General features: G+C 70.7%; 18 protein-coding genes. 9 read left to right on the forward strand and 9 right to left on the reverse strand.

Translation table 11 applies throughout. The annotated features are described in order from the left end of the window. Nucleotides 1–3: 3 nt before the first annotated feature. Entirely contained in the window at nucleotides 4–699 is a 696-nt protein-coding gene (locus VZL07_RS20865; RefSeq protein WP_426749338.1) for a response regulator transcription factor, read from the reverse strand. Next, nucleotides 696–2,225: a sensor histidine kinase gene (locus VZL07_RS20870; RefSeq protein WP_426749340.1), complete on the reverse strand. Its 1,530-nt coding sequence runs from the start codon at nucleotides 2,223–2,225 to the stop codon at nucleotides 696–698. Before VZL07_RS20870 ends, VZL07_RS20865 begins: the two co-directional genes overlap by 4 nt. 242 nt (nucleotides 2,226–2,467) lie before the next feature. On the opposite strand from VZL07_RS20870, the gene VZL07_RS20875 reads away from it, so the two are divergent. Then, nucleotides 2,468–4,483, forward strand: a complete 2,016-nt coding sequence (locus tag VZL07_RS20875) for a c-type cytochrome (protein ID WP_426749341.1) — start codon at nucleotides 2,468–2,470, stop codon at nucleotides 4,481–4,483. Between the two features lie 22 nt (nucleotides 4,484–4,505). Here VZL07_RS20875 and VZL07_RS20880 read toward each other — a convergent pair whose 3' ends face one another. Next, the gene (locus tag VZL07_RS20880; RefSeq protein WP_426749342.1) at nucleotides 4,506–5,117 is read right to left on the reverse strand and encodes a hypothetical protein; all 612 of its coding nucleotides are present in this window, start codon (nucleotides 5,115–5,117) and stop codon (nucleotides 4,506–4,508) included. Between the two features lie 386 nt (nucleotides 5,118–5,503). Between VZL07_RS20880 and VZL07_RS20885 the strand changes: the two genes are divergently transcribed. Then, the gene (locus tag VZL07_RS20885) at nucleotides 5,504–6,385 is read left to right on the forward strand and encodes a hypothetical protein (RefSeq protein WP_426749343.1); all 882 of its coding nucleotides are present in this window, start codon (nucleotides 5,504–5,506) and stop codon (nucleotides 6,383–6,385) included. Nucleotides 6,386–6,395: 10 nt separating this feature from the next. Further along, nucleotides 6,396–7,403: an NAD(P)H-dependent glycerol-3-phosphate dehydrogenase gene (locus VZL07_RS20890; RefSeq protein ID WP_426749344.1), complete on the forward strand. Its 1,008-nt coding sequence runs from the start codon at nucleotides 6,396–6,398 to the stop codon at nucleotides 7,401–7,403. A 4-nt stretch (nucleotides 7,404–7,407) separates the two neighbouring features. On the opposite strand, the gene VZL07_RS20895 is transcribed toward VZL07_RS20890, so the two are convergent. After that, the gene (locus VZL07_RS20895; RefSeq protein WP_426749345.1) at nucleotides 7,408–7,839 is read right to left on the reverse strand and encodes a hypothetical protein; all 432 of its coding nucleotides are present in this window, start codon (nucleotides 7,837–7,839) and stop codon (nucleotides 7,408–7,410) included. A 48-nt stretch (nucleotides 7,840–7,887) separates the two neighbouring features. Then, on the reverse strand, nucleotides 7,888–9,540 hold the full coding sequence (gene hflX / locus VZL07_RS20900; RefSeq protein ID WP_426749346.1) for a GTPase HflX: 1,653 nt from the start codon (nucleotides 9,538–9,540) through the stop codon (nucleotides 7,888–7,890). A gap of 122 nt (nucleotides 9,541–9,662) precedes the next feature. On the opposite strand from hflX, the gene proB reads away from it, so the two are divergent. Further along, a complete protein-coding gene (proB, locus tag VZL07_RS20905) occupies nucleotides 9,663–10,796 on the forward strand; it encodes a glutamate 5-kinase (RefSeq protein WP_426749347.1) in 1,134 nt (377 codons plus the stop codon). Between the two features lie 15 nt (nucleotides 10,797–10,811). Here the strand turns inward: proB and VZL07_RS20910 are convergent, their stop codons facing one another. Further along, a complete protein-coding gene (locus VZL07_RS20910) occupies nucleotides 10,812–11,282 on the reverse strand; it encodes a hypothetical protein (protein ID WP_426749348.1) in 471 nt (156 codons plus the stop codon). Nucleotides 11,283–11,596: 314 nt separating this feature from the next. Between VZL07_RS20910 and VZL07_RS20915 the strand changes: the two genes are divergently transcribed. The 5 genes from VZL07_RS20915 (at nucleotide 11,597) to acnA (ending at nucleotide 19,417) form a co-directional block, all read left to right on the forward strand. Then, nucleotides 11,597–12,619 (forward strand): helix-turn-helix transcriptional regulator, encoded by a 1,023-nt coding sequence (locus VZL07_RS20915; RefSeq protein WP_426749349.1) that lies wholly within the window; start codon nucleotides 11,597–11,599, stop codon nucleotides 12,617–12,619. Continuing rightward, nucleotides 12,616–13,545, forward strand: a complete 930-nt coding sequence (locus tag VZL07_RS20920) for a helix-turn-helix transcriptional regulator (protein ID WP_426749351.1) — start codon at nucleotides 12,616–12,618, stop codon at nucleotides 13,543–13,545. The genes VZL07_RS20915 and VZL07_RS20920 overlap by 4 nt, the downstream gene beginning before the upstream one ends. A gap of 6 nt (nucleotides 13,546–13,551) precedes the next feature. Then, entirely contained in the window at nucleotides 13,552–15,123 is a 1,572-nt protein-coding gene (locus VZL07_RS20925; protein WP_426749352.1) for an FHA domain-containing protein, read from the forward strand. A gap of 130 nt (nucleotides 15,124–15,253) precedes the next feature. After that, a complete protein-coding gene (clsB, locus tag VZL07_RS20930; protein WP_426749353.1) occupies nucleotides 15,254–16,516 on the forward strand; it encodes a cardiolipin synthase ClsB in 1,263 nt (420 codons plus the stop codon). A 168-nt stretch (nucleotides 16,517–16,684) separates the two neighbouring features. Then, the gene (acnA, locus tag VZL07_RS20935; RefSeq protein ID WP_426749354.1) at nucleotides 16,685–19,417 is read left to right on the forward strand and encodes an aconitate hydratase AcnA; all 2,733 of its coding nucleotides are present in this window, start codon (nucleotides 16,685–16,687) and stop codon (nucleotides 19,415–19,417) included. 65 nt (nucleotides 19,418–19,482) lie between these two features. Here the strand turns inward: acnA and VZL07_RS20940 are convergent, their stop codons facing one another. The 3 genes from VZL07_RS20940 to VZL07_RS20950 all read right to left on the reverse strand — a co-directional run bounded on the left by VZL07_RS20940 (nucleotide 19,483) and on the right by VZL07_RS20950 (nucleotide 24,981). Next, nucleotides 19,483–19,905, reverse strand: a complete 423-nt coding sequence (locus VZL07_RS20940) for a GTP pyrophosphokinase (RefSeq protein ID WP_426749355.1) — start codon at nucleotides 19,903–19,905, stop codon at nucleotides 19,483–19,485. A 63-nt stretch (nucleotides 19,906–19,968) separates the two neighbouring features. Beyond that, on the reverse strand, nucleotides 19,969–24,450 hold the full coding sequence (locus VZL07_RS20945; RefSeq protein WP_426749356.1) for a pilus assembly protein PilY: 4,482 nt from the start codon (nucleotides 24,448–24,450) through the stop codon (nucleotides 19,969–19,971). Between the two features lie 33 nt (nucleotides 24,451–24,483). Beyond that, on the reverse strand, nucleotides 24,484–24,981 hold the full coding sequence (locus VZL07_RS20950; RefSeq protein ID WP_426749357.1) for a hypothetical protein: 498 nt from the start codon (nucleotides 24,979–24,981) through the stop codon (nucleotides 24,484–24,486). Between the last annotated feature and the right edge of the window lies 1 nt (nucleotide 24,982).

The following is a 24,982-nucleotide window of genomic DNA, read 5'->3' on the forward strand; positions in this document are numbered from 1 at the left end:
GCCTCAGCGCTCGAAGCGGTAGCCCAGCCCGCGCACGGTGAGGAAGTGGCGGGGGGCCTCCGGGTCGGGCTCGAACTTCAGGCGCAGCTGGCGCATGAAGTTGTCCACGGTGCGCGCGCTGCCCTCGTAGTGGTAGCCCCACGCGCCCGACAGCAGCTCCTCGCGGGTGAAGGTGCGGCCCGGGTGCGCGAGGAAGTGCGCCAGCAGCTTGAACTCCTGCGCGGTGAGCTCCACGGGCGTCCCCGCGCGCGCCACCGTGCGGGCCGCCATGTCCACGCTCACGTCGCCGAACGTCACCGGCGGCGACCCCGAGCCCGCGGCCGGATAGCGCCGGCGCAGCACGGCCTTGATGCGGGCCAGCAGCTCCTGGAGGCCGAACGGCTTCACCACGTAGTCGTCCGCGCCCAGGTTGAGGCCCAGAATCTTGTCCGTCTCCATGCCCTTGGCGGAGAGCACGACGACGGGCGTGTCCCGGCCGCGCTGGCGCAGCTCCTTGAGGACCTCGAAGCCATTGAGCTCAGGCAGCATGACGTCCAGCACCACCAGGTCCGGCGCGTCGTCCAGCGCGCGGGCCAGGCCGGTGCGGCCGTCCTGGGCCTGCAGCACCTCGTAGCCCTCGAAGCGCAGGTTCATGGACAGGCCGGTGAGGATGGACAGGTCGTCCTCCACGACCAGGATGCTCCGCGTCTTGTCGCTCATGCCTTCCCCGCCGGCAGGTGGATGGTGAACCGGCTGCCCTTGCCGGGCTCGCTGTGCACGGAGATACGGCCCCCGTGGGTTTCGATGATGCGCCGGGCAATGGCCAGCCCCAGCCCACTGCCTTCCGTCCTGCGCGTCAGCAGGTTGTCCACGCGATAGAAGCGCTCGAAGATGCGCTTGCGCTCCCTGGCCGCGATACCCACGCCATTGTCCTCCACTGACAGGTCCACCCACTTGCCTCCGCCGCGCGCCAGCAGGGTGATGCGGCGGTTGTCCGGTCCGCTGTACTTGTAGGCATTCTGCAGCAGGTTGAGCAGCGCGCCGGCGACGGCGGCCCGGTCCACGTCGAGGGCAGGCAGCCCCTCGGACACGTCCACCGTCAGGTCCACGCCGTCCTCCATGCGCTGGGTGCGGAAGGCTTCCACCGCGGCGTTCACCAGCTCCGGCACCGGCACGATTTCGCGCTGGTACACCTTGCGCCCGCCCTCGATGCGGGCCCAGTCCAGCACGCGCTCGACGAAGATGGACAGCCGCTCCGTCTCGCGCATCAGCAGGTTGAGCACCTCCTGCATCTGCGCCGGGTCCTTCAGGCGTCCCAGGGCGAGTGTCTCGATGAACATTCGGATGGACGTGAGCGGTGTGCGCAGCTCGTGGCTCACCAGCGAGACGAAGTCCGTCTTCATGCGCGACAGCTGCGCCTCGCGGTAGAGCGCGCGGCCGGTGTAGACGACGCCGAAGGTGAGCGTCAGGTAGAAGAGGCCCAGCAGCACGCCGTACAGCACGCGGTTGCGCGTGGAGGCCCGGGCCACCGGGTCCTCGCCGGTGGGGAGCACCACCAGCCGGAAGTCCTGGAGGGGGGAGGGCAGCACGTGCTCGGCCAGCCCCGTGGGGCCCAGCGCGCTCGCGCGCGCCTGCGCCACCTCCGACACCAGGCGCCCCATCAACCCGCCCTCGGAGGCGTCGCGCGGCACGGGCAGCAGCGCGAAGCGGACCGGCTCGCTGGTGACGGACCGGGTGTCCACGCGCTCGGCCAGCTCGGCCTCCAGCGCCTGCACGGACAGCCGGACGCCGTGCACCACGCCGCCGCGCCGCTCCGCGGCCACCAGCACCGCGCGCCCACCGGCCGTGAGGGAGAAGACGGTGGGCGCGGTGGGCAGTCCACCTGCTTCCGGCAGTACCGTGGCGAGCGCTTCCGTCAGCTGGGGGTCGCGCGTGCGAATCTGACCGTCTTCCAGCTGAAAGGCGCCTTCCGGCTCGGAGACGCGCTGGCCATCGGGCAGCACGAACTGGAGCTGGCCGTCCAGCACCTCGAGGCTCGCCGAGGCGAGGATTCGAGGCAGCTCCTCGGAGAGCGACTCGAGCGTGCCGCGCCAGGCGGCCTCCAGCCGTTTCTCCACGGCCGCGCGCTCGTTGATGATGGCCACCACGCCGAAGCCGGACAGGCCCGCCGATGGCAGGACCACCAGGACGATGAGCAGCGCGAACGTGCGCCGGAAGTTGAGGAAGCGTGGCGGAGTGCGGGACACGGCCCTTCTCCTTTACTCCTACCCGGCGCTACACGCTCGTGGCGTTTCATCGTCGGTGCCACGGACAGTGTCCGCCACCCGTCTCCCGCGTGTGGACGGCATCGACTTCGGGTGCATTCTGGTGCAAGCATGCGCGCTCGCGGGGCAGGCGTGCGACGTGGGCCGGCCGCCTTCAGCTCCGCTCAGGACGCAGGCGCCCGGAGCCCGACGGGACGGGTGGCCGCGAGGAAGGGACCCCCTCCATGAGACGGCACGTTCTGGCCGCGGTGCTGGCTTCAGCGCTCGGGCTGTCGGCATGTGAAGACCGCGAGGTCCAGGCCACCTGGACCCAGGCCTCGGGCTCGGTGGCGCTCAGCCGGGATGACGCCTTCCTCTACGTGGTGGACTCGGACAACGGCGTCCTCGCCGTGGTGGACACCGCGCGCCGTGAGAAGGTGGGCGAGGTGAAGGTGGGCCTGTTGCCCGAGCGCGTGGCGGTGGGGCCGGACGACACCATCTACGTCTCCAACCGGGGGGCGCGCAGCGTGTCCGTCATCCGCCGGGGCGACTGGAACGAGGCGGCGCGCATCGCGGTGGGGGTGGAGCCCGTGGGGCTGGTGGTCGCTCCCTCGGGAGACACCCTGTACGTCGTCAACAGCACCTCGCTGGAGACCACGCGGTACGGCACGTTGATGGCCGTGGACACGCGCTCGCTGGCGGTGCGCTGGGAGCTGCCGGTGGGGGAGGAGCCCCGAGGCATCGCGCTGGCGCAGGGCGGCAAGCGCGCGCTGGTGACGCGCTTCCGTCAGGGCGACCTGGTCTCCGTGGACCTGACGGACGCGGACCGGCCTCGCGTGGTGCGTGAGAAGACCGACCTGTATGCGCGTGCCAACCTCGGCGTGGATGTGATGGCGCCGCCTTCCGGGCTCGAGCCCCTGCCGCCGTCCTCGGGAGTGGCGCCGCGCTTCCATCCCCGGAGCATGACGAGCATCGCGGTGACGCCCGATGGTGAGCGCGCGCTGGCGACGCTGACGTGGGCCCGGGAGGACCCGCTGTCTCCAGGGGGAACGCCGAACACGCCCCCGGGCGGCTCGCTCTACGGGGGCGGTGGGCCGTGCAACACCGGCGGCGTGGTGGCGCCGGGGCTGGCCACCTTCGACACGGAGACCGGCGCGCCTCGCGTGGATGACCTGGACCAGTGCCGGCCTCCGCCGGACCTGCCCCCTGACTTCCCGCCGTCCACCATCATCAGCCCGGAGCTGACGCACCCCATCCAGGGGCCGGTGGCGGCGGTGGTGGACCCGACAGGGCTCTGGGCCTTCGTGGTGAACCGGGAGACGGACAACGTCGCCATCATCCCCACGGGGCGGCGCTCGGGCTCCGACCTGGACGCCAGCATGGGCAGCACGGTGCGCCAGCTGGTGCGCGTGGGCTCCGGTCCCACCGGCATCGCGATGACGCGCGATGGTCGCAGGGCCTACGTCTACAACGCCTTCGACCACACCGTGACGACGCTGGTGAGCGACGGCTCGAGCGACACGGCCAACGTGCGCACGGAGGGGGCGCCGCTGCCCATCGCGGGGGACACGCTGGCGCCGCAGGAGGTGGCGGGGCGCAAGCTCTTCTTCAGCGCGCTGGACTCACGCATGGCCAGCACCTCCGTGGGGGCGTCCTGCGCCAGCTGTCACCCCGACGGTCGCGAGGACGGCCATGTGTGGGGCTTCCCGGATGGGCCGCGGCAGACGCCGAGCCTCGCGGGCCGCGCCATGACGCAGACCAGCCCGTTCCACTGGAGCGGCGAGTTCTCCACGATGCGGGACTTCCTGGACGCCACGGTCCGCGAGCGCATGGGCGGGACGGTGCTGGACGGCGTCATGGTGGCGCAGCTGTCGGACTTCATCGACGTGCTGCCCGCGCCCGACAATCCGCACAAGCGCGAGGTGCTCACGGAGGCGCAGGCGCGTGGCGCGGAGGTGTTCCGCAAGGCCGCGTGCGACGCCTGCCACGAGGGCGCGCACTTCACCAACAACGCGCAGGCCGACGTGGGCACCTTCGTCACGTCGGGCCCGCTCCAGGACGACCCGGCGGTGCGCAAGCAGGGGCTCAATACGCCTTCGCTGCTCGGGCTGGCGCGCACGGCGCCGTACCTGCATGACGGCAGCGCGCCTTCGCTGAAGGACCGCCTGCTGCAGGGGCGTGAGACGAACCGTCACGGCGCCACGGCGCAGCTGTCCGACGCGGAGGTCGACGACCTCGTGGAGTACCTGCTCACGCTGTAGACGAGAGGCCGGGGCGCCCGCGTCAGGGCGTGCCCGCGTCGCCCGCGGGGGATTGGGCGTCCGGCTCGCCGGCATCCGGGCCGTGGGCCGCGCCCGCGTCGAGGGCGGCGGGCGTGGTGGACATGAGCGCGGAGCGTGCCACTTCCACGGCCCGCTCCATCTCGCCTCCCAGCCACGTGACGACGAGCGCGCAGTCGGTGTCGTCATCCCACGTGAGGACCTGGGACATGCCCTGCGCGGGCGTACGCCGCACCGCCGCGCGTCCGAGCGCGGGGACTTCCACGCCTCCGGCCTGGAGGGTCGGGGCCAGCAGCGCGTGGACGTCCGCCTGGGCATAGCGGGCATTGCAGTCCCAGGCGATGGACACGGAGACATCGGGCTCCGACTCCGAGCGGAAGGTGCACAGCGGGCCGCAGGTGGGGCAGGTGCGCTCCTGCTCCTGCTTCAGGGTGAAGCCGGGCAGCATCAGCTCGCGGTCGTCGGGCGGGAGCAGGACCTCGCAGTCGGGGAGGGCCGCGCGCTCGACGGGCGGCGTCGTGTTGCCCGCGTCCACCGCGGGCGCGTCCGCGGAGCGGCTTCGGCACCCCACCAGTGCCAGTGCCATGAACAGTGCCGCGCGCCCTCCAGCCCTCATCCCGTGTGACTCCCTTGTGCGCTTGCTGAAGCGGCGCGGATGGTAGACCGGAGGATGCCTCACGCGGCCACGTTTCCCACCAACGGCTGACTGCTTCCGGACGCAGCCCCAGGCAGGGGCCCGGGCAGGCGGGCTTGCCTCGTGTCTTCGGAGCCCGCTGGACTAAGCTGCCGCTCGCTTCCATGGTCTCCACCTGCTCCCTGTCCTTGCTCGTGCTCGCCCTGGGAGGGGCTGCCCCGGCGCGCCCGCCGGAGGGCACTTCCACAGCGCCAGGGGCGACGAGGGCTTTGGAGTCTTCCGTCGCGCGTCATCTTGCAGCGAAGAGGGCTCAGGCCGGGCCGACTGGGGCCCATGAGGGAGCGAGCAGGGAGCCTCTTGGCGGTGCAGTGCAGGCGGGGCCGACCGAGGGCACGGCTCCCACGCATCCCGGGCCTCCCGGCGGTGCATCGCAGGCAGGGCCGACCGAGGTCCAGGCGCCCCCACGCAACCAGACTCCCAACGATGCGGAGTGGGAGGCCTTCCCGGGCGCCACCTCCGTGCCCGAGTCGAATGACGCGGCAGCGCTGCCCCGGCTCCCCGAGGTGCCCCCGCTGGTCCCGGTGAACGAGGTCCCCTTGCCCGAGCCACGGCCACCACCGGTCATTCGACCGCCGCCCATCCCCAATCGGGTGAGCCTGCTGGGCGCACGGACGATGGGAGCGGGTGGCCTGGCGGCGGGACTGTTCCTGGGCTTTCCCGTCGTGTCCGCACGGGTCGCGGTGGGGCTCACGCGCCGCATCGACGCGCTGGTGGGCGTGGACAGCGTGTACGGGCTGATGAACGAGCTGCGGCTCGGCGCGCGGTGGATGGTGTTCGATGGAGGTGCCCGCTGGAGCGTGGGCGTGGCACTGGAGGGGAGCCACGCCTTCTTCCTGCGCTCCGCGAGCGTGGAGGACCGGGGCGCGCGCTACATCAGCGGCCGCCGCAACTGGAACGTGCTGCCTGGCGTCGTCGGCAACTTCCGGCTCGCGGGAGCCCGGGCGCCGCGCTTGTTCCTCGACGTGCGCTACCTGCTCGCGCTGGACACCGAGCCCGTCCAGGGTATGCCGCTGGGCGGCCTGCCCCCCGACGTGGAGCTGTCCAGCGCCTTCCCGGTGCGGGTGGGCGCGGAGGTCCCCGTGAGCGAGAAAACGTCCTACGCTGTGACGTTGGGCGGGGACATCCGGACCCGTCCCGGCGAGGCGGGCTTCATGCCCGTCATCACCTTTGGCGTCGTCACTGGTTTCTAGCGAGGTCCTCATGCGTGGCAGTGTGATTGGCTCCGGCTCCTTCGGTACCGCCCTGGCGAACGTGCTCGCGGTGAACTGCGAGGAGGTGCGCCTGTGGGGCCGGGAGCCCTCCGTCGTGGAGGCCATCAACACCCAGCATGAGAACCCCGCGTACCTGAAGGGCATCCCCATCTCGGAGCGCGTGCGCGCGACGAACGACCTCCAGGAGGCACTCGCCGGCTCGGAGCTGGTGGTGCTGGCCACGCCCAGCCACGCCACGCGCGAGGTGGTCGCCAAGGCGAAGGCGTACCTGCCGCGCCACGTGCCCATCGTCACGGTGTCCAAGGGCATCGAGAACGAGACGCTGCTGACGATGACGGAGCTCCTGGAGGACTGCCTGCCCGAGGAGTTCCACCCGTACCTCGCGGTGCTGTCCGGCCCCAGCTTCGCCAAGGAGCTGGCGCGGCGCATGCCCACGGTGGTGACCATCGCCTCGCACTGGGACAAGGTGGCGCTGCGCTGCCAGAAGGCGCTGCAGACGGAGACCTTCCGCAGCTACACGTCCACGGACGTGGTGGGCGTGCAGTACGGCGGCGCGCTGAAGAACGTCATCGCGATTGCCGCTGGCATGGCGGACGGCCTGGGCATGGGCCACAACGCGCGGGCGGCCATCATCACCCGCGGCCTGGCGGAGATTACGCGCCTGGCGGTGCGCAAGGGCGCCAACCCGCTGACGCTCTCCGGCCTGTCCGGCATGGGCGACCTGGTGCTGACGTGCACCGGCGAGCTGAGCCGCAACCGCCACGTGGGCATGGAGCTGGGCAAGGGCCGCAAGCTGCCGGACATCCTCGCGGACATGAAGGAGGTGGCCGAGGGCGTGAAGACGGCCCGCAGCGCGCGCGACCTGGAGCTCAAGACGGGCGTGGAGCTGCCCATCTGCCACCAGGTGTACCTGATTGCCCACGAGGGCAAGAGCGCCCGCACGGCGGTGGTGGACCTGATGACGCGCCAGCCGAAGTCGGAGCTGGCGGGCGTCTAGCGCCTCAGTAGCGCCGGGCGCTGGCCTCCGGGGCCGCGCCGCGCACGCGCCACACGGTGAGCCGCTGGGAGTTGGTGTGGCTCACCACCAGCCCCTCGTTCTGCATCTGCTCCAGCAGGCGGTTCGTCTTGAGGCGGTCCAGCCCCACGGCCTTGGCCAGCAAATCACCGGGCATGCCGCTGATGTTGCGGCGCAGCTCGTTGACGATGGCGCGCTTGAACTCGTTCTTCTGGAGGCCGTCCAGGTCCTGCGTCCGCCAGGCCTGGAGGATGCCCGCGGCGATGAGGACCAGCGTCAGCACCGCCAGCGCGGGGTAGATGATGTGGCTGTTCTGCTCCAGCAGCTCGAAGTACTTCGGCGACAGGGAGGAGACAGGCTTCGCGTAGTCAGCCTGGGCCAGCAGCAGCGGAAGGGGCGTGAGGGTGGAAATCGACACGGCCCCCCGACTCTACGGGGAGCCGTGCCCACCGGGCAACCGCCCGCCTCAGACGGCGCCGATGGCCTCGGTGGCGCCCTCGGCGAACAGCGTGGTGTCCGCCTTGGCCAAGAGCGTCGCCAGGCCCTCGCGCGTCGCGGCGCTGATGGCCACGCCGCCCCGGGAGCGCAGCAGCGCCTCCACCTCGTCCGGCGGCAGCAGGTCCGCCTTGTTCCACACCATGAGGCGCGGCTTCTCCATCAGGTCCAGGGACTCGAGGATGTTCTCCACCGCCTCCACCTGGTCGTCGCGGGCGGGGTCCGCCGCGTCCACCACGTGCAGCAGGAGGCTGGCGTCGTACAGCTCCTCCAGCGTGGCGCGGAAGGCCGCCACCAGGTCCTTGGGCAGGTCGCGGATGAAGCCCACCGTGTCGGTGATGATGACCTCGCGCTCCTGCGGGAAGCGCAGCCGCCGGCTGGTGGGGTCCAGCGTGGCGAACAGCTTGTTCTCCGCCAGCACCTCGGCGTTGGTAATCGCGTTGAGGAGCGTGGACTTGCCGGCGTTGGTGTAGCCGACAATGGAGATGACGGGCAGCTCGCGCCGGTTGCGCTGCGCCCGGCGCACGCTGCGCTCGCGGCCAATCGCGTCGATGCGCTTCTCCAGGTGCGTAATCCGCTCGCGCACGCGGCGGCGGTCGATTTCCAGCTTCGTCTCGCCAGGGCCCCGGCCCCCGATGCCGCCCATGAGCCGGCTGAGCGAGTCGTCGCTCTGCACCAGCCGTGGCAGCCGGTACTTGAGCTGCGCCAGCTCCACCTGGAGCTTGCCCTCGGCGCTCTGCGCGCGCTGCGCGAAGATGTCGAGGATGAGCTGCGTGCGGTCCAGCACCTTGAGGCTGGTGGCCTCGCCGATGTGCCGGCCCTGCGACGGTGAGAGGTCCTTGTCGAAGATGAGCAGGTCCACCATGGACTGCATGGAGCGCAGGTTGAGCTCCTCCAGCTTGCCGCGGCCGATGAGGTAGCGCGGGTCCGCCTCGCGCTTCACCTGGAGCACGGAGTCGATGACCTCCACGCCCGCGGTGCGCGCCAGCTCCTTCAGTTCCTCCAGGCTGGACTCGGCCCGCGCGCGGTTGCCGTCCAGGCACACCGCCACGAGGATGGCCTTCTCCCGGCCGCCCACCTTGCGCGAGGCCGCCTTGCGGTTGAACTCCTCCTCCAGCGCGCCCAGCGTGGCCAGCAGGTCCGGCTGCTCGACGTGGACGGAGGGGAGGGTGTCGACGTGCCAGAACTCGCCGGTGCCGTTCTCCGGGACGAGGTAGGCGTAGTGCAGGACGCCGGGCAGGCCCTGGTCCTCCACGCCAATGGCCGCCACGCAGTCCAGGCGCAGCAGCGCGAGGTCCGTGAGGTCGTCCTTGGTGAGCGGCTCGCTCTTCAGGTGGGTGTGGACCAGGCGGAGGCCGCGCAGACGCACCTGTCCGGCGCGGGCGCGGCCAATGTCGGGCAGCTCGAGCTTGTGGGCGTTGCCCACCACCACGTGCTCGATTTCGCCCTTCCGGTTGACGAGCACACCCACCTGCCGGTTCGTCTCACGCGACAGCTCGGTGAGGTGCCGTGCAAGCTCGGGCGACACGATTTCGTGCGGAGACACCCGCCGGCGGAAGGTGTTGCGCAGCCGGTGCTGCTCGCTCGACTTGAGGCCCAGGGTGTTGCCGTAGATTTCCTTCAAACCTTGCTCTCCTGGCGGAGGCAGGGGCCCCCACCGCTTTCGGGTACGACTTTACGACTGCGACCGTAGGGAAAACACGCAGGACGCGCGCGCCTTCCATTTCTGACCTACGCTGGCGCCCCGTGAGTTCGATTCCCACTGGACGCACCGCCCTGCGCGCCGCCCGGCGCGTGGTGGTGAAAATCGGCACCAACGCGCTGACGCACGCCACCGGGCGCTTCAACCGCACCCACTTCGATGCACTGGGCCAGGATTTGTTGTGGGCCGCGCAGGGCCGGGAGCTGGTGGTGGTGTCCAGCGGGGCCATCGCCCTGGGGGTGGAGCGGCTGGGCCTGCCCTCGCGCCCCCGCGACATCCCAGGCAAGCAGGCGTGCGCCGCGGTGGGCCAGAGCCGACTGATGCAGGCCTACGAGGAGGCCTTCGCCGCGCGTGGCAAGGCGGTGGCCCAGGTGCTGCTCACGCACGAGGACGTACAGGAGCGCCGCCGGTACCTCAACGTGAAGCACACGCTGGAGCGCCTGCTCTCCGCGGGCGTCATCCCCGTCATCAACGAGAACGACACCGTCTCCGTGGACGAGCTGAAGTTCGGTGACAACGACACGCTGGCCGGCCTGGTGGCGGGCGTGGTGGAGGCCGACGCGCTCGTCCTGCTGTCGGACGTCGAGGGGCTCTACACCGGAGACCCGCGGCGCGACCCGGACGCGGAGCTGCTGGCCACGGTGATGCAGGTGACGCCCGAGGTGCTGGCGCTGGCCACGGGCACCACCAGTGGGGTGGGGACGGGCGGCATGAGCACCAAGGTGCGGGCCGCCGCGCGCGCGTCGGAGTCCGGCATCCACTGCGTGATTACGTCCGGCGCCGTCCCGGGCCGCCTGCGCGCGGTGCTGGAAGGAGAAGAAGTCGGCACGCTCTTCGAGCCCATGGGCAGTCGGCGCAGCGCCCGGGCCGCGTGGATTGCGCACGCCCTGCGCGCGCGGGGAACCCTCACGGTGGACGCGGGGGCCCGCGAGGCGATTGTCGGCGGCAAGCGCAGCCTGCTGCCCAGCGGCGTGCGTGGCGTCGAGGGGGACTTCGGGCGGGGCGACCCGGTGGACCTGGCGGACGCGCACGGTGCCGTGTTCGCACGGGGCCTGGCCGCCTACGACGCCAACGAGCTGCGGCGTATCGCCGGACGGCACACCGCGGACATCGAAGCGGTGCTGGGCTACCGCTACCTGGACGAGGCGGTGCACCGCGACGACCTGGCCGTGCTGTAGCGCGAGAGCGCGGACCTAGATGGAGGAAGTGGACGTCGACTTGCCGCTGTCGTCGCTGAGCTGCATCAGCGCGCGGAACTCCGGCGAGTCCACCTTCATCAGCAGCAGGGAGACCTCCAGCTCGCCCGGCACGCGGCCCAGCTGGAGCTTGCGCTCCTGGCCGTGGAGCAGCGCCAGCTCGGAGTGGCCCTTGGCCTCGGGCAGCATCAGGTCCAGCTCGAGGAGGAACGACTGGCCCTCGGCCTTGGGCGTGAGGACCAGCCGGTAGTCGGGGCTCGGCGCGCCGGGGCGCCGGCGCTCGGCGCGCAGCGTGCGGCCCGTCTCGCCCAGCAGCTTGGGCTGGGCCACCAGGCGCCCGTCACGGCGGACCTCGACGGCGAAGTACAGGGGCTCCGCGCGCACGGGGGCGGGTGCCGCCATGCTCGTGACACCCACGAGCACCGCCAGCCCGGCAACCACATTACGGACGAGGGTGATGCTGCTCATCGTGAGGCCCCTTCGGAAACGCCGCCCGCCGCGCCGGCCATGCGGCATCCGGACGGGCATGCCCCGTCCACGTCGTTCCCTATTCCACGGAATGGTGCAGGAATAACCCAGATCATGCCCGCAGTGCGAGCCCTCCGGTGGTGCGGCTCCCGTCCGGACTGAAGACAAGCGCACGTACAGGTGAATACCTGCTTGTCTGTTCAGTTGGGTCCGGCTATCTCGCCGGACGCGGACGGGCGGCCCGTCTGTTCTGCACCCGCACGTCCACTTCTTGACCCCCCCGGATCCGCCCGGCATCGTCGCCGACCTTTCCAATGGACCGCACCGAACGCATCCTCGACCTCGTGGCCCTCCTGCTCGACGCTCGCGAGCCCGTCTCCTGGGCCGAGCTGCGCGAGCATTTCCCCGGTGACTACGGCGGCTCGGACGATGCCGCCGAGCGCAAGTTCGAACGTGACAAGGCAGAGCTGGTCGAGCTGGGCTTCCCGCTGACGTACGTCCAGGGCGACGACGAGCGGCGCGACGGCTACATCGTCGACCGGGACGCCTATTACCTCCCGGAGGCGGACCTCTCGAAGGAGGAGCTGGCCGTGCTCTACGCCGCTGGCTCCGCGGCGCTGGCCTCGGGGGCCTTTCCCGGACGGGATGACCTGGCACACGCGCTGCGTAAAATCGGCTTCTTCGCGGGCCAGTCCCTGCCCACACCCCGCGTGCGCATGGAGCTGGGCTCGGTGCACGAGGGGCAGGAGAAGGAAGTCTCCGCGCGCCTGGAGCAGCTCTGGGACGCGTGCGCGGCCCGCAAGTGGGTGGACCTGACCTATGCCAGCCCCAAGCAGGCGGGCACCACGCAGCGGCGGGTGGACCCGTATGGCCTGGCGCTGCGCCGGGGGGCCTGGACGCTGGTGGGGTACTGCCACCTGCGCGGCAGCCTCCGGAGCTTCCACGTCCACCGGATTCGCGAGCTGAAGGTGAACACCGCGCGGCCGCGGACGCCGGACTTCCAGGTGCCGGCGGACTTCTCGCTGGATTCCCATGTCGCCTACTTCCCGTGGCAGCACCGCTTCCACGAGCAGGTGGAGGTGGTGCTCCACCTGTCGGGAACGCTGGCCTCGCGCGCGGCGAGCCTGCTGCCCGGCGCCACGCTGGAGCCGGCGGAGGAGGGGGCGGTGCGGGCGCGGCTGCCGGTGACCTTCGTGGATGGCCTGCTGCGCTTCTGCCTGGCGCTGGGGCCGGACTGCCGCGTGGAGGGCCCGGAGCCGGCGCAGGCGCGGCTGCGGGAGATGGCCTCGCGCATCATCGCGCGGCATGAGGATTCGCAGGACAAGGTGAGCGCATGAGCAACGTCCACGAGCGGCTCCGCCGCCTGCTGTTCCTGGTCCCCTACGTGTCCAAGCACCCGGGCGTCACGGTGGACGCGCTCGCGCGCGCCCTCAACGTCAGCCGCGAGGACCTGCTGGAGGAGCTGGACCTGCTCACGTGCGTGGGCCGGCCGCCCTTCAACCCGGACGACTACATCGACATCTACGTGGACAACGACCGCGTCTACGTGGACCTGGATCAGCGCCTGTTCGCGCCGCCCCGGCTGACGCCCGGCGAGGCCGCGGCCCTGGCCGCCTCGGCGGAGCTGCTCCGGCCCGCGACGGGGGACGCCTTGCAGAGCGCCCTCCAGAAGCTGGAGCGCGTCCTGCCGCCGGCCACCCGGGAGCGCTACCGGGAGATGTACCGGAAGATTGACGCCTCCACGGAGGCGCCCCAGGCGCTGGGGCCGCTCACCCGCGCCATCATCGAGCGGCTGGAGGTGACGTTCGCCTATGCCAGCCCGGGGCGCTCGCCGGAGCCGCGCACGGTGCGGCCCTACGAGCTGCTCAGCCACCGGGGGCAGTGGTACCTGCAGGGTTACTGCCACACCCGGCAGGACGCGCGGCTGTTCCGCCTGGACCGGATGGAGGACATCACCGTCACGGACGTGGCCTTCCAGCCCCCCGCCGACGCGCGGGCGGACGTGCCCAACCCGGCGCGGGGCCGCACCGACGCCTCGGTGCGGGTGCGCTTCTCCCCGGTGGCCGCGCCCTACGTGAAGGAGCGCTTCGGCCGGGACGCTCGCCCGCTTGCTGACGGCGGCGTGGAGGTGCTGGTGGCGGGGGATAGCGAGCGCTGGCTGACCCAGTGGGTCCTGTCCTTCGGAGGCGAGGCGGAGGTGGTGGAACCGCCCTCGGCGCGTGCGGCCGTTGCCCGAGCGGCGCGGGCCTCTGTAGGATTGTGACCCCCCATGCCTTTCCAGCTGACGATCTCCGAGGGTAGAGAAGCCGGCAAGGAGTTCGTCTTCGACCAGGACTCCGTTCTCATCGGCCGTTCGACGGATTGCGACGTCGCGCTGTTCGACCCGGGTGTGTCCCGGCGCCACTGCCGCATCTTCCTCGACGGCGATGCCTACACCGTCGAGGACCAGGGCAGCGCCAACGGGTCGCTCGTCAACGGCAGTCCGGTGAAGACGCATGTGCTCGAGGACGGCGACAAGCTGACCCTGGGCCCGGTGACGTTCGTCTTCGCGATGCTGACGGACGAGCCCGCCACGGGCGAGGAGGAGCTCCCCGCCGGCGCCCAGGAAGGCGATGGCAGCACCCGCATCGTCTCCCTCGACACCCTGAAGCGGCAGCGCAACAAGGGGCAGGCGCTGGCCCCCGAGGGCGCGAACCAGGAGGAACTGGACGAGCTGCGCGAGGGCGCCACCCGCTCCAACCTCCGGGCCCTGCGCCCGGTGTCCCAGGGCCAGAGTGGCTCGCGTCCGGCCGCCATCGAGCGCTCGGCGCCGGCCGCGCCTCCCGCGAAGCGGGCCCCAGGCGCGCCACCTCCGGTCCGGGCCCGTCCGGCGCCGTCCGCGGGTGCGGGCGGCGGACTGTCCGCGGCCGAGCGCGCCCGCATCCGCCGCGAGTCTCCGGGCGTGGTGTCCAGCGCGAAGCTCTTCTGGGCGGACGCCAGCCAGGGCGTGCGCACCGGCATCATCGGCGGTGGCGTGGCCATGGTGCTCGCGCTCTTCGGCGTCCTCTACTGGCTCGTGCTGAGCGGCGATGACGGCCAGCCGAAGGGGGAGGAGCCCGCGTGGCTCACCGGGCAGCCCATCCGCGACTCGTTCGGCCTGGGGCCGGGCGTCATGTGGGAGCGCCCGGACATGAAGGTCTTCGAGTGGGAGTACACCGCCGCCACGCGCGCGGTGGTCATCCTCCACTACCAGGCCCAGGGCATCTCCAAGGACGAGGTCGTGGTGAGCGTCAACGGCGTGGACGTGGGCAAGGTGCCGCCCGACACGCTGGCCAGCCAGGACCGCGCCATCGAGCTGATGATTCCGGCCCAGCACCTGAAGAAGGGCGAGCCCAACCGCATCATCTTCGACAACGTGAAGAATCCCCCGGGCGAGGACCCCTGGAGCATCTGGAACATCTGGGTGGAGCGCGCGTTGCTGCCGGACCTGCTGCCCGAGGAGCTCGTGCGGGAGGCCAACGAGTACTACAAGCGCGGCCGGACGAACTTCGACAGGCCGGACATCGGCGCCCGCAACCGCTACGAGGCGTGGAAGTCCTTCCGCGTGTCGTGGCTGATGCTGGAGGCCCACCCGGAGCCGAAGCCGGACCTCTACTACGAGGCCCAGGAGCGCATGAAGGCGGCCCAGCAGGAGCTGGACCGAACCTGCGCCAAGCTCCTGCTGGAGGTGGAGGGCTACTACAACCAGGGCAACTACAAGAGCGCCTCCGCCACCCTGGACCACGTGAAGGAGTACTTCCCGGAGTTCGACCAGCCGTGCGCCACCCGCGCGGAGAACAAGCGCGCGGAGTACGGCCTGTAGGGCGTCAGCGGGCCCGGCTGATTTCGCGGGCTTGCTTCGTCCGGTGCCGGACACACGCTGGCACCGGGAGCCGGGCTGCGGAATGCCTCGGGTTGCCGGGGGGCGCGGGCATCCTCACCGTTAGGAGGCCATGGGTGACCGGGAGGCGTTGACGGAGCAGTCGGGTGAACGGGGCGCGGAGGCGCCTCGGCGCGCGCCCACGCCCCCGGGGCCGGTGCCGGAGCACGGGCCGGTGTGGAGCCCGAACGTCTCCGGCCGGCTGCTGGCGCGCTACTACCTGCCTCGCCGTCACGCCGTGGTGCAGGGCAACGCGTGCACGCTGCTGCGCGACGGCGTGGAGGCCTACCCGGCGATGCTGGAGGCCATCCGCCGGGCGCGCCGCTCCATCCGCCTGGAGACGTACATGTTCGTCTCCGACGCCGTCGGCGAGCTGTTCGGCGAGGCGCTGGCGGAGGCGGCCGAGCGCGGCGTGCACGTGAAGGTGTTGTACGACGCGGTGGGCTCGTGGACGAGCCGCCGGAGCTTCTTCGAGGCGTTGCGCGCGCGGGGCGTGGACATCCGCGCCTTCAAGCCCTTCAGCCTGTCGCGCGGGCTGCGGCATCTGCTGCGCAGGGACCACCGGAAGATCCTCGTCGTGGATGGCGAGGTGGCCTTCACCGGCGGGGTGAACATCTCCTCCCACTGGGCGCCCGCGGGCGTGGGCGCGGCCTGGCGGGACGACGTGCTGCGCATCGAAGGGCCCGCCATCCACGAGCTGGAGCGGTGCTTCTCCGCGACGTGGCGGATGATGTTCCAGGGCCGCTTCCACCGGCTGACGCAGCGGCTGGAGCGCCTGCGGCAGCCGTCACCCCGGCGCGGGCAGGTGGGGCTGGCCGTGCTGTCCAGCCGGCGGAGCATCCACCGGGCCTACCTCCATGCCATCCGCCGGGCCCGGCGCAGCGTGCTGGTGGCCGCCGCCTACTTCATCCCCGACCGGCGCATGGTGACGGCGCTGCGCGAGGCGGCCCGGCGGGGCGTGGAGGTCCACCTGCTGCTGAACGCCCGCAGCGACCACCCCATCCTGGAGTTCGTGGCCCGGGCCTTCTACGAGCGGCTGCTGGGCGCGGGCGTCCGCATCTTCGAGTGGCAGCGGGGGGTGCTGCACGCCAAGACGGCCGTGGTGGACGGCGTCTGGGGCACCATCGGCTCCTTCAACCTGGAGCGGCTGAGCCTGGCCTTCAACCACGAGGTCAACGCCGTCTTCGCGGACCCCCGGTTGGGGCAGCAACTGGAGGACTCGTTCCGCAGCGACTGCGGCGACTGCCGCGAGGTGACGCTGGCGGAGTTCCGCCGCCGGCCCCTCTGGCAGAAGCTGCTGGAGCGGGTGCTGTATTCGCTTCGCAAAATCATTTGAGTCCAAGGCCTCCTGGCGACCAGCCTGACGCATGGTTCATATGAGCGGTGCTGCACGCCTCCGGTCCGAAGCGTCCGGCCTTGGATGCGCTCGCAGGAACCCTTTGCAACGCGTCAAAGGGGGACCTAGAAGTTGCCGCATCCCGCGCAAGGAAGGACGGCAACACACATGACCGACAGTTTCGGTACGAAGTCCCAGCTCAAGGTGGGTTCTGCCACCTATGACCTCTTCAGCCTGGGCAAGCTGGCCAAGGCCCACCCGGCGGTCAACCGCCTGCCGTTTTCCCTGAAGGTCCTGCTGGAGAACCTGCTGCGGCACGAGGACGGCCGCGTGGTGAAGCGCGAGCACGTGGAGAAGATGCTGGCCTGGGACCCCAAGGCCACCCCGGACGTGGAGATTTCCTTCCACCCCGCCCGCGTGCTGCTCCAGGACTTCACGGGTGTGCCCGCGGTGGTGGACCTGGCGGCCATGCGCGAGGCGCTCGCCTCCATGGGCGGCAACCCGGACAAGATCAACCCGCGCAACCCGGCCGACCTGGTCATCGACCACTCGGTGCAGATTGATTCCTTCGCGACCTCGGCCGCGTTCAAGGAGAACGCCGAGCTGGAGTTCGAGCGCAACCGCGAGCGGTACGCGTTCCTCCGCTGGGGCCAGAGCGCGTTCAAGGGCTTTGGCGTGGTGCCGCCGGACATCGGCATCTGCCACCAGGTCAACCTGGAGTTCCTGGCGCACGTGACGTTCCGCCAGGGCAGCACGGTGTACCCGGACACGCTGGTGGGCACCGACAGCCACACCACGATGATCAATGGCCTGGGCGTGGTGGGCTGGGGCGTGGGCGGCATCGAGGCCGAGGCCGCGCTGCTGGGCCAGCCGATTACGATGCTGATTCCGCAGGTGGTGGGCTTCAAGCTCGTCGGCCAGTTGCCCGCGGGCGCCACCGCCACGGACCTGGTGCTCACCGTCACGCAGATGCTTCGCAAGAAGGGCGTGGTGGGCAAGTTCGTGGAGTTCTACGGCAGCGGCCTGAAGAACCTGTCCCTGCCGGACCGCGCCACCATCGCCAACATGGCGCCCGAGTACGGCGCCACCATCGGCTTCTTCCCGGTGGACGAGGAGAGCCTCAACTACCTGCGCTTCACCGGCCGCCCGGACGACCTCGTCGCCCTCACCGAGGCCTACGCCAAGGAGCAGGGCCTGTGGCGGCGTGACGACGCCGAGGACCCCATCTTCAGCGACACGCTGGAGCTGGACCTGGCCACCGTCGTGCCCAGCCTCGCCGGCCCGAAGCGCCCGCAGGACCGCGTGCCCCTCAAGGACATGAAGTCCGGCTACGAGAAGTCGCTGGTGGAGATGCTGTCGGCCGGCAAGAGCAAGGGCGGGGAGGAGGAGGGTGGCAAGGCGAAGGCCGCCCCCGCCGCCGCGGTGCCGCCGGAGCGCCTGGCGCAGACGGTGACGGTGAAGAACGGCCGCCAGAGCTACCAGCTGGGCCACGGCGCGGTGGTGATTGCGTCGATTACGTCCTGCACCAACACCTCCAACCCGGCGGTGCTGGTGGGCGCGGGCCTCCTGGCCAAGAAGGCCGTGGAGCGCGGCCTCAACCCGAAGCCATGGGTGAAGACGTCCCTGGCCCCGGGCAGCCGCGTGGTCAGCGAGTACCTGCGCGACGCCGGCCTGCTGCCCTACCTGGAGGCCGTGGGCTTCCACATCGTGGGCTACGGCTGCACCACGTGCATCGGCAACTCCGGCCCGCTGACGGAGCCCGTGGCCAACGCCGTCACCGAGGGTGACCTCGTCGTGGCCGCGGTGCTGTCCGGCAACCGCAACTTCGAGGGCCGCATCAACCCGCACGTGCGCATGAACTACCTGGCCAGCCCGCCGCTGGTGGTGGCCTACGCGCTGGCCGGCGAGGTGGGCATGGACCTGGACAACGAGCCGCTGGGCACCGACCCCAACGGCCGCCCCGTGTTCCTCAAGGACATCTGGCCCACCAACGAGGAAATCCAGCAGGTCATCCGCACGTCCGTGAAGCCGGAGCAGTTCCGCCGCCAGTACGCCAACGCCATGGAGGGCGACGCGCTCTGGCAGCAGCTCCAGGTGGGCAAGGGCTCCACCTTCAAGTGGGACGAGACGTCCACCTACGTGCGCAAGCCGCCCTTCTTCGAGAACCTGCCGAAGGAGCCCAAGCCCACGCAGGACATCAAGGGCGCGCACGTGCTGGCGCTGCTGGGTGACTCCGTCACCACGGACCACATCTCGCCCGCCGGCAACATCGCGAAGACGAGCCCCGCGGCCAAGTACCTCATGGCCAACGGCGTGGAGCCCAAGGACTTCAACTCCTACGGCGCGCGCCGCGGCAACCACGAGGTGATGGTGCGCGGCACCTTCGCCAACATCCGCCTGAAGAACCTCCTGGTCCCCGGCGTGGAGGGCGGCGTCACCGTCCACATCCCCACCCGCGAGCGGATGAGCATCTACGACGCGTCCATGAAGTACCAGGCGGAGGGCACGCCGCTGGTGGTGCTGGCGGGCGCCGAGTACGGCACGGGCTCCAGCCGTGACTGGGCGGCCAAGGGCACCATGCTGCTGGGCGTGAAGGCCGTCATCGCCAAGAGCTTCGAGCGCATCCACCGCTCCAACCTGGTGGGCATGGGCGTGCTGCCGCTGCAGTTCGAGGCGGGCCAGGACGCGCAGTCGCTGGGCCTCACCGGCCACGAGACGTTCGAAATCACCGGCGTGGCGCAGGACCTGGCGCCGCAGAAGAAGCTCACCGTGAAGGCCACGGGCGAGGGCGGCACCAAGGAGTTCACGGTGGTGTGCCGCATCGATACGCCGAACGAGCTCGACTACTACCGCCACGGCGGCATCCTGCAGTACGTGCTCCGCCAGCTGGCCAAGGCCTAGCGCGCGGAAGGCGCAGTCACCCGCGGCCCGGAGTGCCCTCGGTGGTGCTCCGGGCCGTCGTGTCTTCAGGGCTCGCGCAGGCGGGCCCAGGCCGCGCGGTAGCGCGCCAGGCGCTCGGCGTCCTTCGGCGTCACCACGCCGAGCCGCCGCACGTCCATGTTGTCTTCCAGGTCCGCCAGCTTCACGCGGCGGGCGAGCGGGTGCGGGCGAACGCGCTCGATGAAGGCCTCGTACGTCTCGCCCTCGCGCCGGGTGAGCGCGTCCAGCGCGTCCAGCACCGCGTCCGGGTAGCCCAGCGCGCGCAGGCGCTCGAGCGTATAGGGCGTGTCCTCCACCACGTCGTGGAGGATGGCGACGGTGCGTTCCTCGTCGGTGTCCAGCCGCATCATCACCCGGAGCGGGTGGAGGATGTACGTCTGGCCGGCCTTGTCGCGCTGGCCGTGGTGCGCGGCCACCGCGAGCGCGATGGCGTCTTCGAGTGCGGGCATGCCCTCCTTCTAGCCCCGGCGCCCTCCCCAGGCGAGTGGGGAGGGCGGGGGGCCCGGGGCACCTCAGGGCGTGCAGTTGGCCGCGCTCACGTGGCGGCAGGCGTGCTGCTCCTGGGTGAGGGGCAGCTCGTACACGTTCTGCAGCACCTCGCTGTTCTCCGACACGTGCACCGCGGTGGCCTGGACCTGTCCGGGCTCCTGCATGACGACGCTGTATCTCACGCTGCCCGTAGGCGAAACCGACACCGTGGGGCCGACGTCGGTCGGCGGAGACAGCACGTCGCGCTCCTTGAAGCGCCCGTCGAAGGACGCGGCGCAGTTGGGCAGGCCGCTGAGGAAGTCCGCCTGGTAGAAGCGGGCCTTCGCGGCGGTGCTGCTGCACACCTCGCCGCCCTGCGACGGGTAGATGGTGTTCCACAGCGTGCAGCTGGCCACCGTGGCCGCGCCGCCCGCCGTCTTGTGGGTGACGTTGTCCGTGTACTCCAGCATCCACCCGTCGCCATCCGGCTGCGCTCCCGGCGCGGAGCACGCTCCGGACGCCTCGCAGGTGATGTTCGTCACGTCCACCAGGTCGCCGCTGGTGTCGTTGTCGCTGCTGCGGTCCGTGAGGCGGGCCGCGTCGAACTGGAGCGCCGTCATCGGTCCGTTCTCGTCCTCGGACACGGCGGTGGCGTCCTCGGCGAACGTTCGGCCGGTGACGCCGTACACGCGCACGCCATAGAAGCGGTTCTTCCCGATGCCGCTGATGTTCCGGGTCAGCTCCAGGTCGGCGAAGTTGGGCGCCACGTTGCTCACGTCCTGGCAGCGGAAGTTGCCCGCGGCGTCCTTCCCGCACTCGACGCGCGCGGGGCTGAGGGACGTGTAGTCCTGCGGCGCGCCCGGGCAGGAACGGGCCTCGAACGTGGCGAAGCGGGCGGACACCACCGTCTGGCCCGGATCGCCACACGCCTCCTGGGTGGACGCGGTGCGCGTCAGCGTCGTCTGCGCCAGCGCCTTCTGGGTCCACTGGTGCCGCGCCTGCGTGACGTTCTGGCCGAGCCGGTCCACGCGGTAGTCCACCTCCACGTTGCCGCACCCGTAGCGCGCGCACGCCTGCGGGTTGTCGAAGCGGCAGATGCCGGCCTGGTCGTCCAGCAGGGCGTAGCGGTCACCGGTGCCCACGAGCGCGCGCATGGCGCCGGTGCCCGGCTGGATGCCGATGGAGGGCACGTAATAGAAGGGCCACGTGCGCGTCAGGTTGTTGCCCTGCGTGCCCCCGGGCCCCACCGCGTCCCGGTCCATCTGGAAGGCGCGCGCGGCGCTCCAGTTGCGGATGAGCTTCGTGGCCGGGTCCAGCGCGCCGGGCACGGACATGCGCGCCACCCAGAGCTGGCCGCGCATATCGCCGAAGACGGCGGTGTCGAAGAAGCCGTCCTGCTGCACGCTGCCCGCCACGCCGTAGTCCACCAGCGCCACCGGCGCCGCCACGCTGTGGGTGAGGTAGCGGGCAGGCCCGTGCTGCTCGCCGCTGGCGTTCGGGTCGTATTCGAACTTCCACCACAGGTTGTCCGTGCGGCCATTCACCTCCGGCGACCACGCGTCCACCAGGTAGATGCCGCGGCCCTTCTCCTGGCCGGGAGACCAGCCGCCCGACAGCGCCACCACCCAGCGCTCCTGGGTGTCCACGTTGTAGCGGGACACGGGGCCCGGCGCGGTGCCCGCCTCCACCAGCACGGGCCCGATGGGCGGCGGCTTGGGGCTGAGCGAGAAGAGCGTCTTGCCGAAGAGGGCGGCCTCCGCGGAGTCCGGCTGCGGGTACATCCACTGCATCCGCGGCGCGCCGAAGCGGCCGGTGCCCGGGTCCGCCCGCAGTTCCAGCGCCAGGTAGTGCACGCCGCCGCGCCCCTCGGAAATCACCGCCATCGTGTGGTACTCGGTGGACTGCTTGATGCCGTCCGGCTGCGAGCCGTCCGAGCCGTCCGCCCACACGTCACGCACCATGATGTCGCCGTCCACGTAGTACTGGTGGCCATTGGCCATCTCGTGCAGGCGCGACAGCAGGTCCGGCGGGATGAAGGCCCACTCCTCCTCGCCGGTGCTGGGCGTGTACTCAATCATGGGCAGGCCGCCCTCGCAGTTGTCGGCGCTCGCGGTGCTGTCGCGGAAGGCGTGCAGCATGCCGTCGTTGGCGCCCACCAGCACCAGCTTGTCGCGGCGGCGGTAGCGATGCAGGTAGGCGTCATAGGCGTCCACCTCCACGGTGTTGCCGCAGCGGCTGATGGTCTCCTGGGCGAGCGGCGTGGGCGACACGCCCAGTTGCTGGCTGTAGAGCGTGCGCGCGCACTGGTTGCTCATTCCCAGGTTGCACAGGAACTTGTCCATGGGCGGGTCCACCAGCACCGGTGCGGAATGGAAGATGTCGCCCAGCACGGAGCGGCGCACCTCGGTGCGGTTGTTGTTGCCGTCCTCGTCCGCCAGGTCCTGGCCGCGCACGTACTGGATGAGCGTGCGCACGCAGATGTCGTTCAGCCACGTCTGTGTCTGCGTCATGCTGCTGAAGCCAGGCACCGTGACGTTCATGGCCGCGGCTGCCTGCTGCGGCGTCAGCCTGAGCCCCGTCAGCAGCTTGCCCGGGTCGATGTCCAGCGGCGACACGGATTGGACGGTGGGGCAGATGGGCGTGCCGAGGATGCCGAAGTAGCTCTTGAGCACCTCGCGGTTCTCCACCGTGAACTCGATGGGGGCCGCCGTGTTGTCCGCGGCGGTGATGCGGCCGTCCTGGTTGGTGTCCGTCACCGTGTAGATTTTGCGGCTGGCCAGCGACCGGGCCAGCAGCGCGCGGCGCGCCTCCCAGAACTGGGTGGCGGGGGTGCTGGTGCCGTCCTTGACGAAGTTGCCGGCCGTGTCCTCGACGACGATGTCGCCATCCCGGTCCACGACGAAGATGTCGTCCATGTCCCCGTCGCCGTTCTTGTCCGCGCCCTCGACGAACTCGTTGAACTGGTTGAAGCGCCACAGGTCGCCGCGCCAGGCGCTGTCGCCCGAGGCCGGAGACATGCGTGGCATCAGCGCGCTGAGCGTGGAACTGCCCGTCTGGAACGAGGAGATGGCCGCCGCCGCGAAGGCGATGTTGCGGTTCGACACATCGTCGACGATGGACTGGAGCGCCGTCTTCAGCTGGCTGGAGTTGGTGGCCGCGTAGAAGCGCCCGCCGCCCGCGTCGGCGGTGACGCGCAGCAGGTTCAGCGCCCTTGTGTTCGTCAGCGCGAAGCCCACGGTGTAGGTGGCCACCTGCTGCGACCCGTCCAACTCCGGCCGCAAGTCATGGGTCCACATCCACTTGGCGATGCGGTGGATGTGGCTGTTGGAGCCGCCGCTGTAGTTGCCGCGCCCTGCCGCGGCGCAGTTGTCACAGGGAACGTCCTCGTTCCGTACCTGATAGGGAATCTGGTCGTCGCCGTCGCCTGGCTCGTTGGGCTCGCCGTCCGTCAGCAGAATCATGGCGTTGAAGCCGCACGAGAAGCAGGTGGCGGCCCGGCCGGGGGCGGCCTCGTCGTCGAAGTCCGAGTCACGCAGGTAGCCACTGCCGAACCAGTCGGGGAACGGGTCGTCGGAGGCGGAGCGGAAGTAGGTGCTGGCGCCCCACATGGCCTGCGTCAGGGGCGTGCCCGTGTTGAAGCGCAGCCCGTTCTTCATCTTGGCGAGCAGGTTGCCTCGGTGTTCGTCGCGCTTCGCGGTGTCGAGCGACTCATCACACTTGGGACCGAAGCGCTCGAAGCGCACCACGTCCTGGCCGTCCCACTTGACCGTTCCGGTGGCGCCGCTGCCCGCGGAGAACGTCACCACGCCGAAGCGCGTGCGCTCCGAGTCCTTGAGGACCTGGCTGATGACGTTGACGGCGGAGTGGCCGCGCGGCGAGTAGAAGTTGAGGAAGTTGCCGGACGCGACGCGGCGGCTGGAGGTGTACTGGAAGTAGCCCTTCGTCGCGAGGCACTGCGCGCACGCGGCGCGCGCGGCGCTCAGGTTGTTGCCGGTGCCCACCAGGTTGGAGCACGCCTGGGTCGCGGAGTCACTGATGACCGTGTTGGGCGGGTCCTGGTCGAAGCGCACCGGGTTGGCGTTCATGCCGAAGCTGGTGTGCGTGGTGCTGCCGTTGCCGTCGAAGCGGTAGTAGCGGGTGGGCACGAACCAGGGGGAGTCCTGGTTGGTCAGCGACAGCCACATGCGCGGGTACTCGACGCTGGCGTCGTAGTTCAGCGCGTCGATGTTCTCCTGGCGGCAGCCGGGAAACTGCCCGCCCGAGTTCGAGCTGTAGCTGTAATGGTTGTTGTTGTTCCAGGCGATGGGCCAGTACGCCATGGACCCCGACGTGTCGAGGATGAGGAGGATGTTGGGCGGGCCGCTGGGGCTGGTGAAGAAGCGCTCGTCGCTGCCGCGCGCGGGGTTCATCAGCGCGTCCAGGCGGGACGTCGACTGCAGGCTGCACGAGGCCGGGTCCTGCGCGAGCGCGCCGGGGGCGGTCAGCAGCACGGCCAGGGCCGTCAAGGTGGAGAGGAGTGCCTTCATGGGGGGCTCGGGGAAGGACGGAGTCAGAAGGGGTCAGATGCCGAAGCGGAAGACGAACTCGGTCTCGGCCTGCCGGCCGCCGGGCTCGTCGCACATGACGACCACGCGGTAGTAGCTGCCGCCGGTCGTGCCTTCTCGGAGGGTGTTGGCCGCGTCGCTCACCTGGTCCTTGCCGCTGCTGAACGAGGACGAGGCCAGCACCGCCGCGGTGGGCGCGGACTCGGTGTCGCCCAGGTGGGCGGTGCGCATGGTGCTGCGGTCGGCGACCACCTCGTCATCCATCAGCACCTGCTCCAGGCTGATGCTGGTGACGGGCACCGCGCCGGTGCCGAACACCTTCAGCCGCGACAGCAGGTAGCGCCGGGCCGTCTCCGCGCAGGCCTCCACGCGGTCGCTGCGCGTCTTGGACACGGCGGCGGACTGGTTGCGGCCGGTGAAGGTGATGGCGCCCACCACCAGCAGCAGCAGCACGGTCAGGGCAATCAGGGTGATGGCCAGGGCGCTGCCCCGGCGGGAAGAGAAGGTTTTCATC

This window comes from Pseudomyxococcus flavus, from assembly GCF_050038885.1.
Lineage (GTDB): Bacteria > Myxococcota > Myxococcia > Myxococcales > Myxococcaceae > Myxococcus > Myxococcus flavus.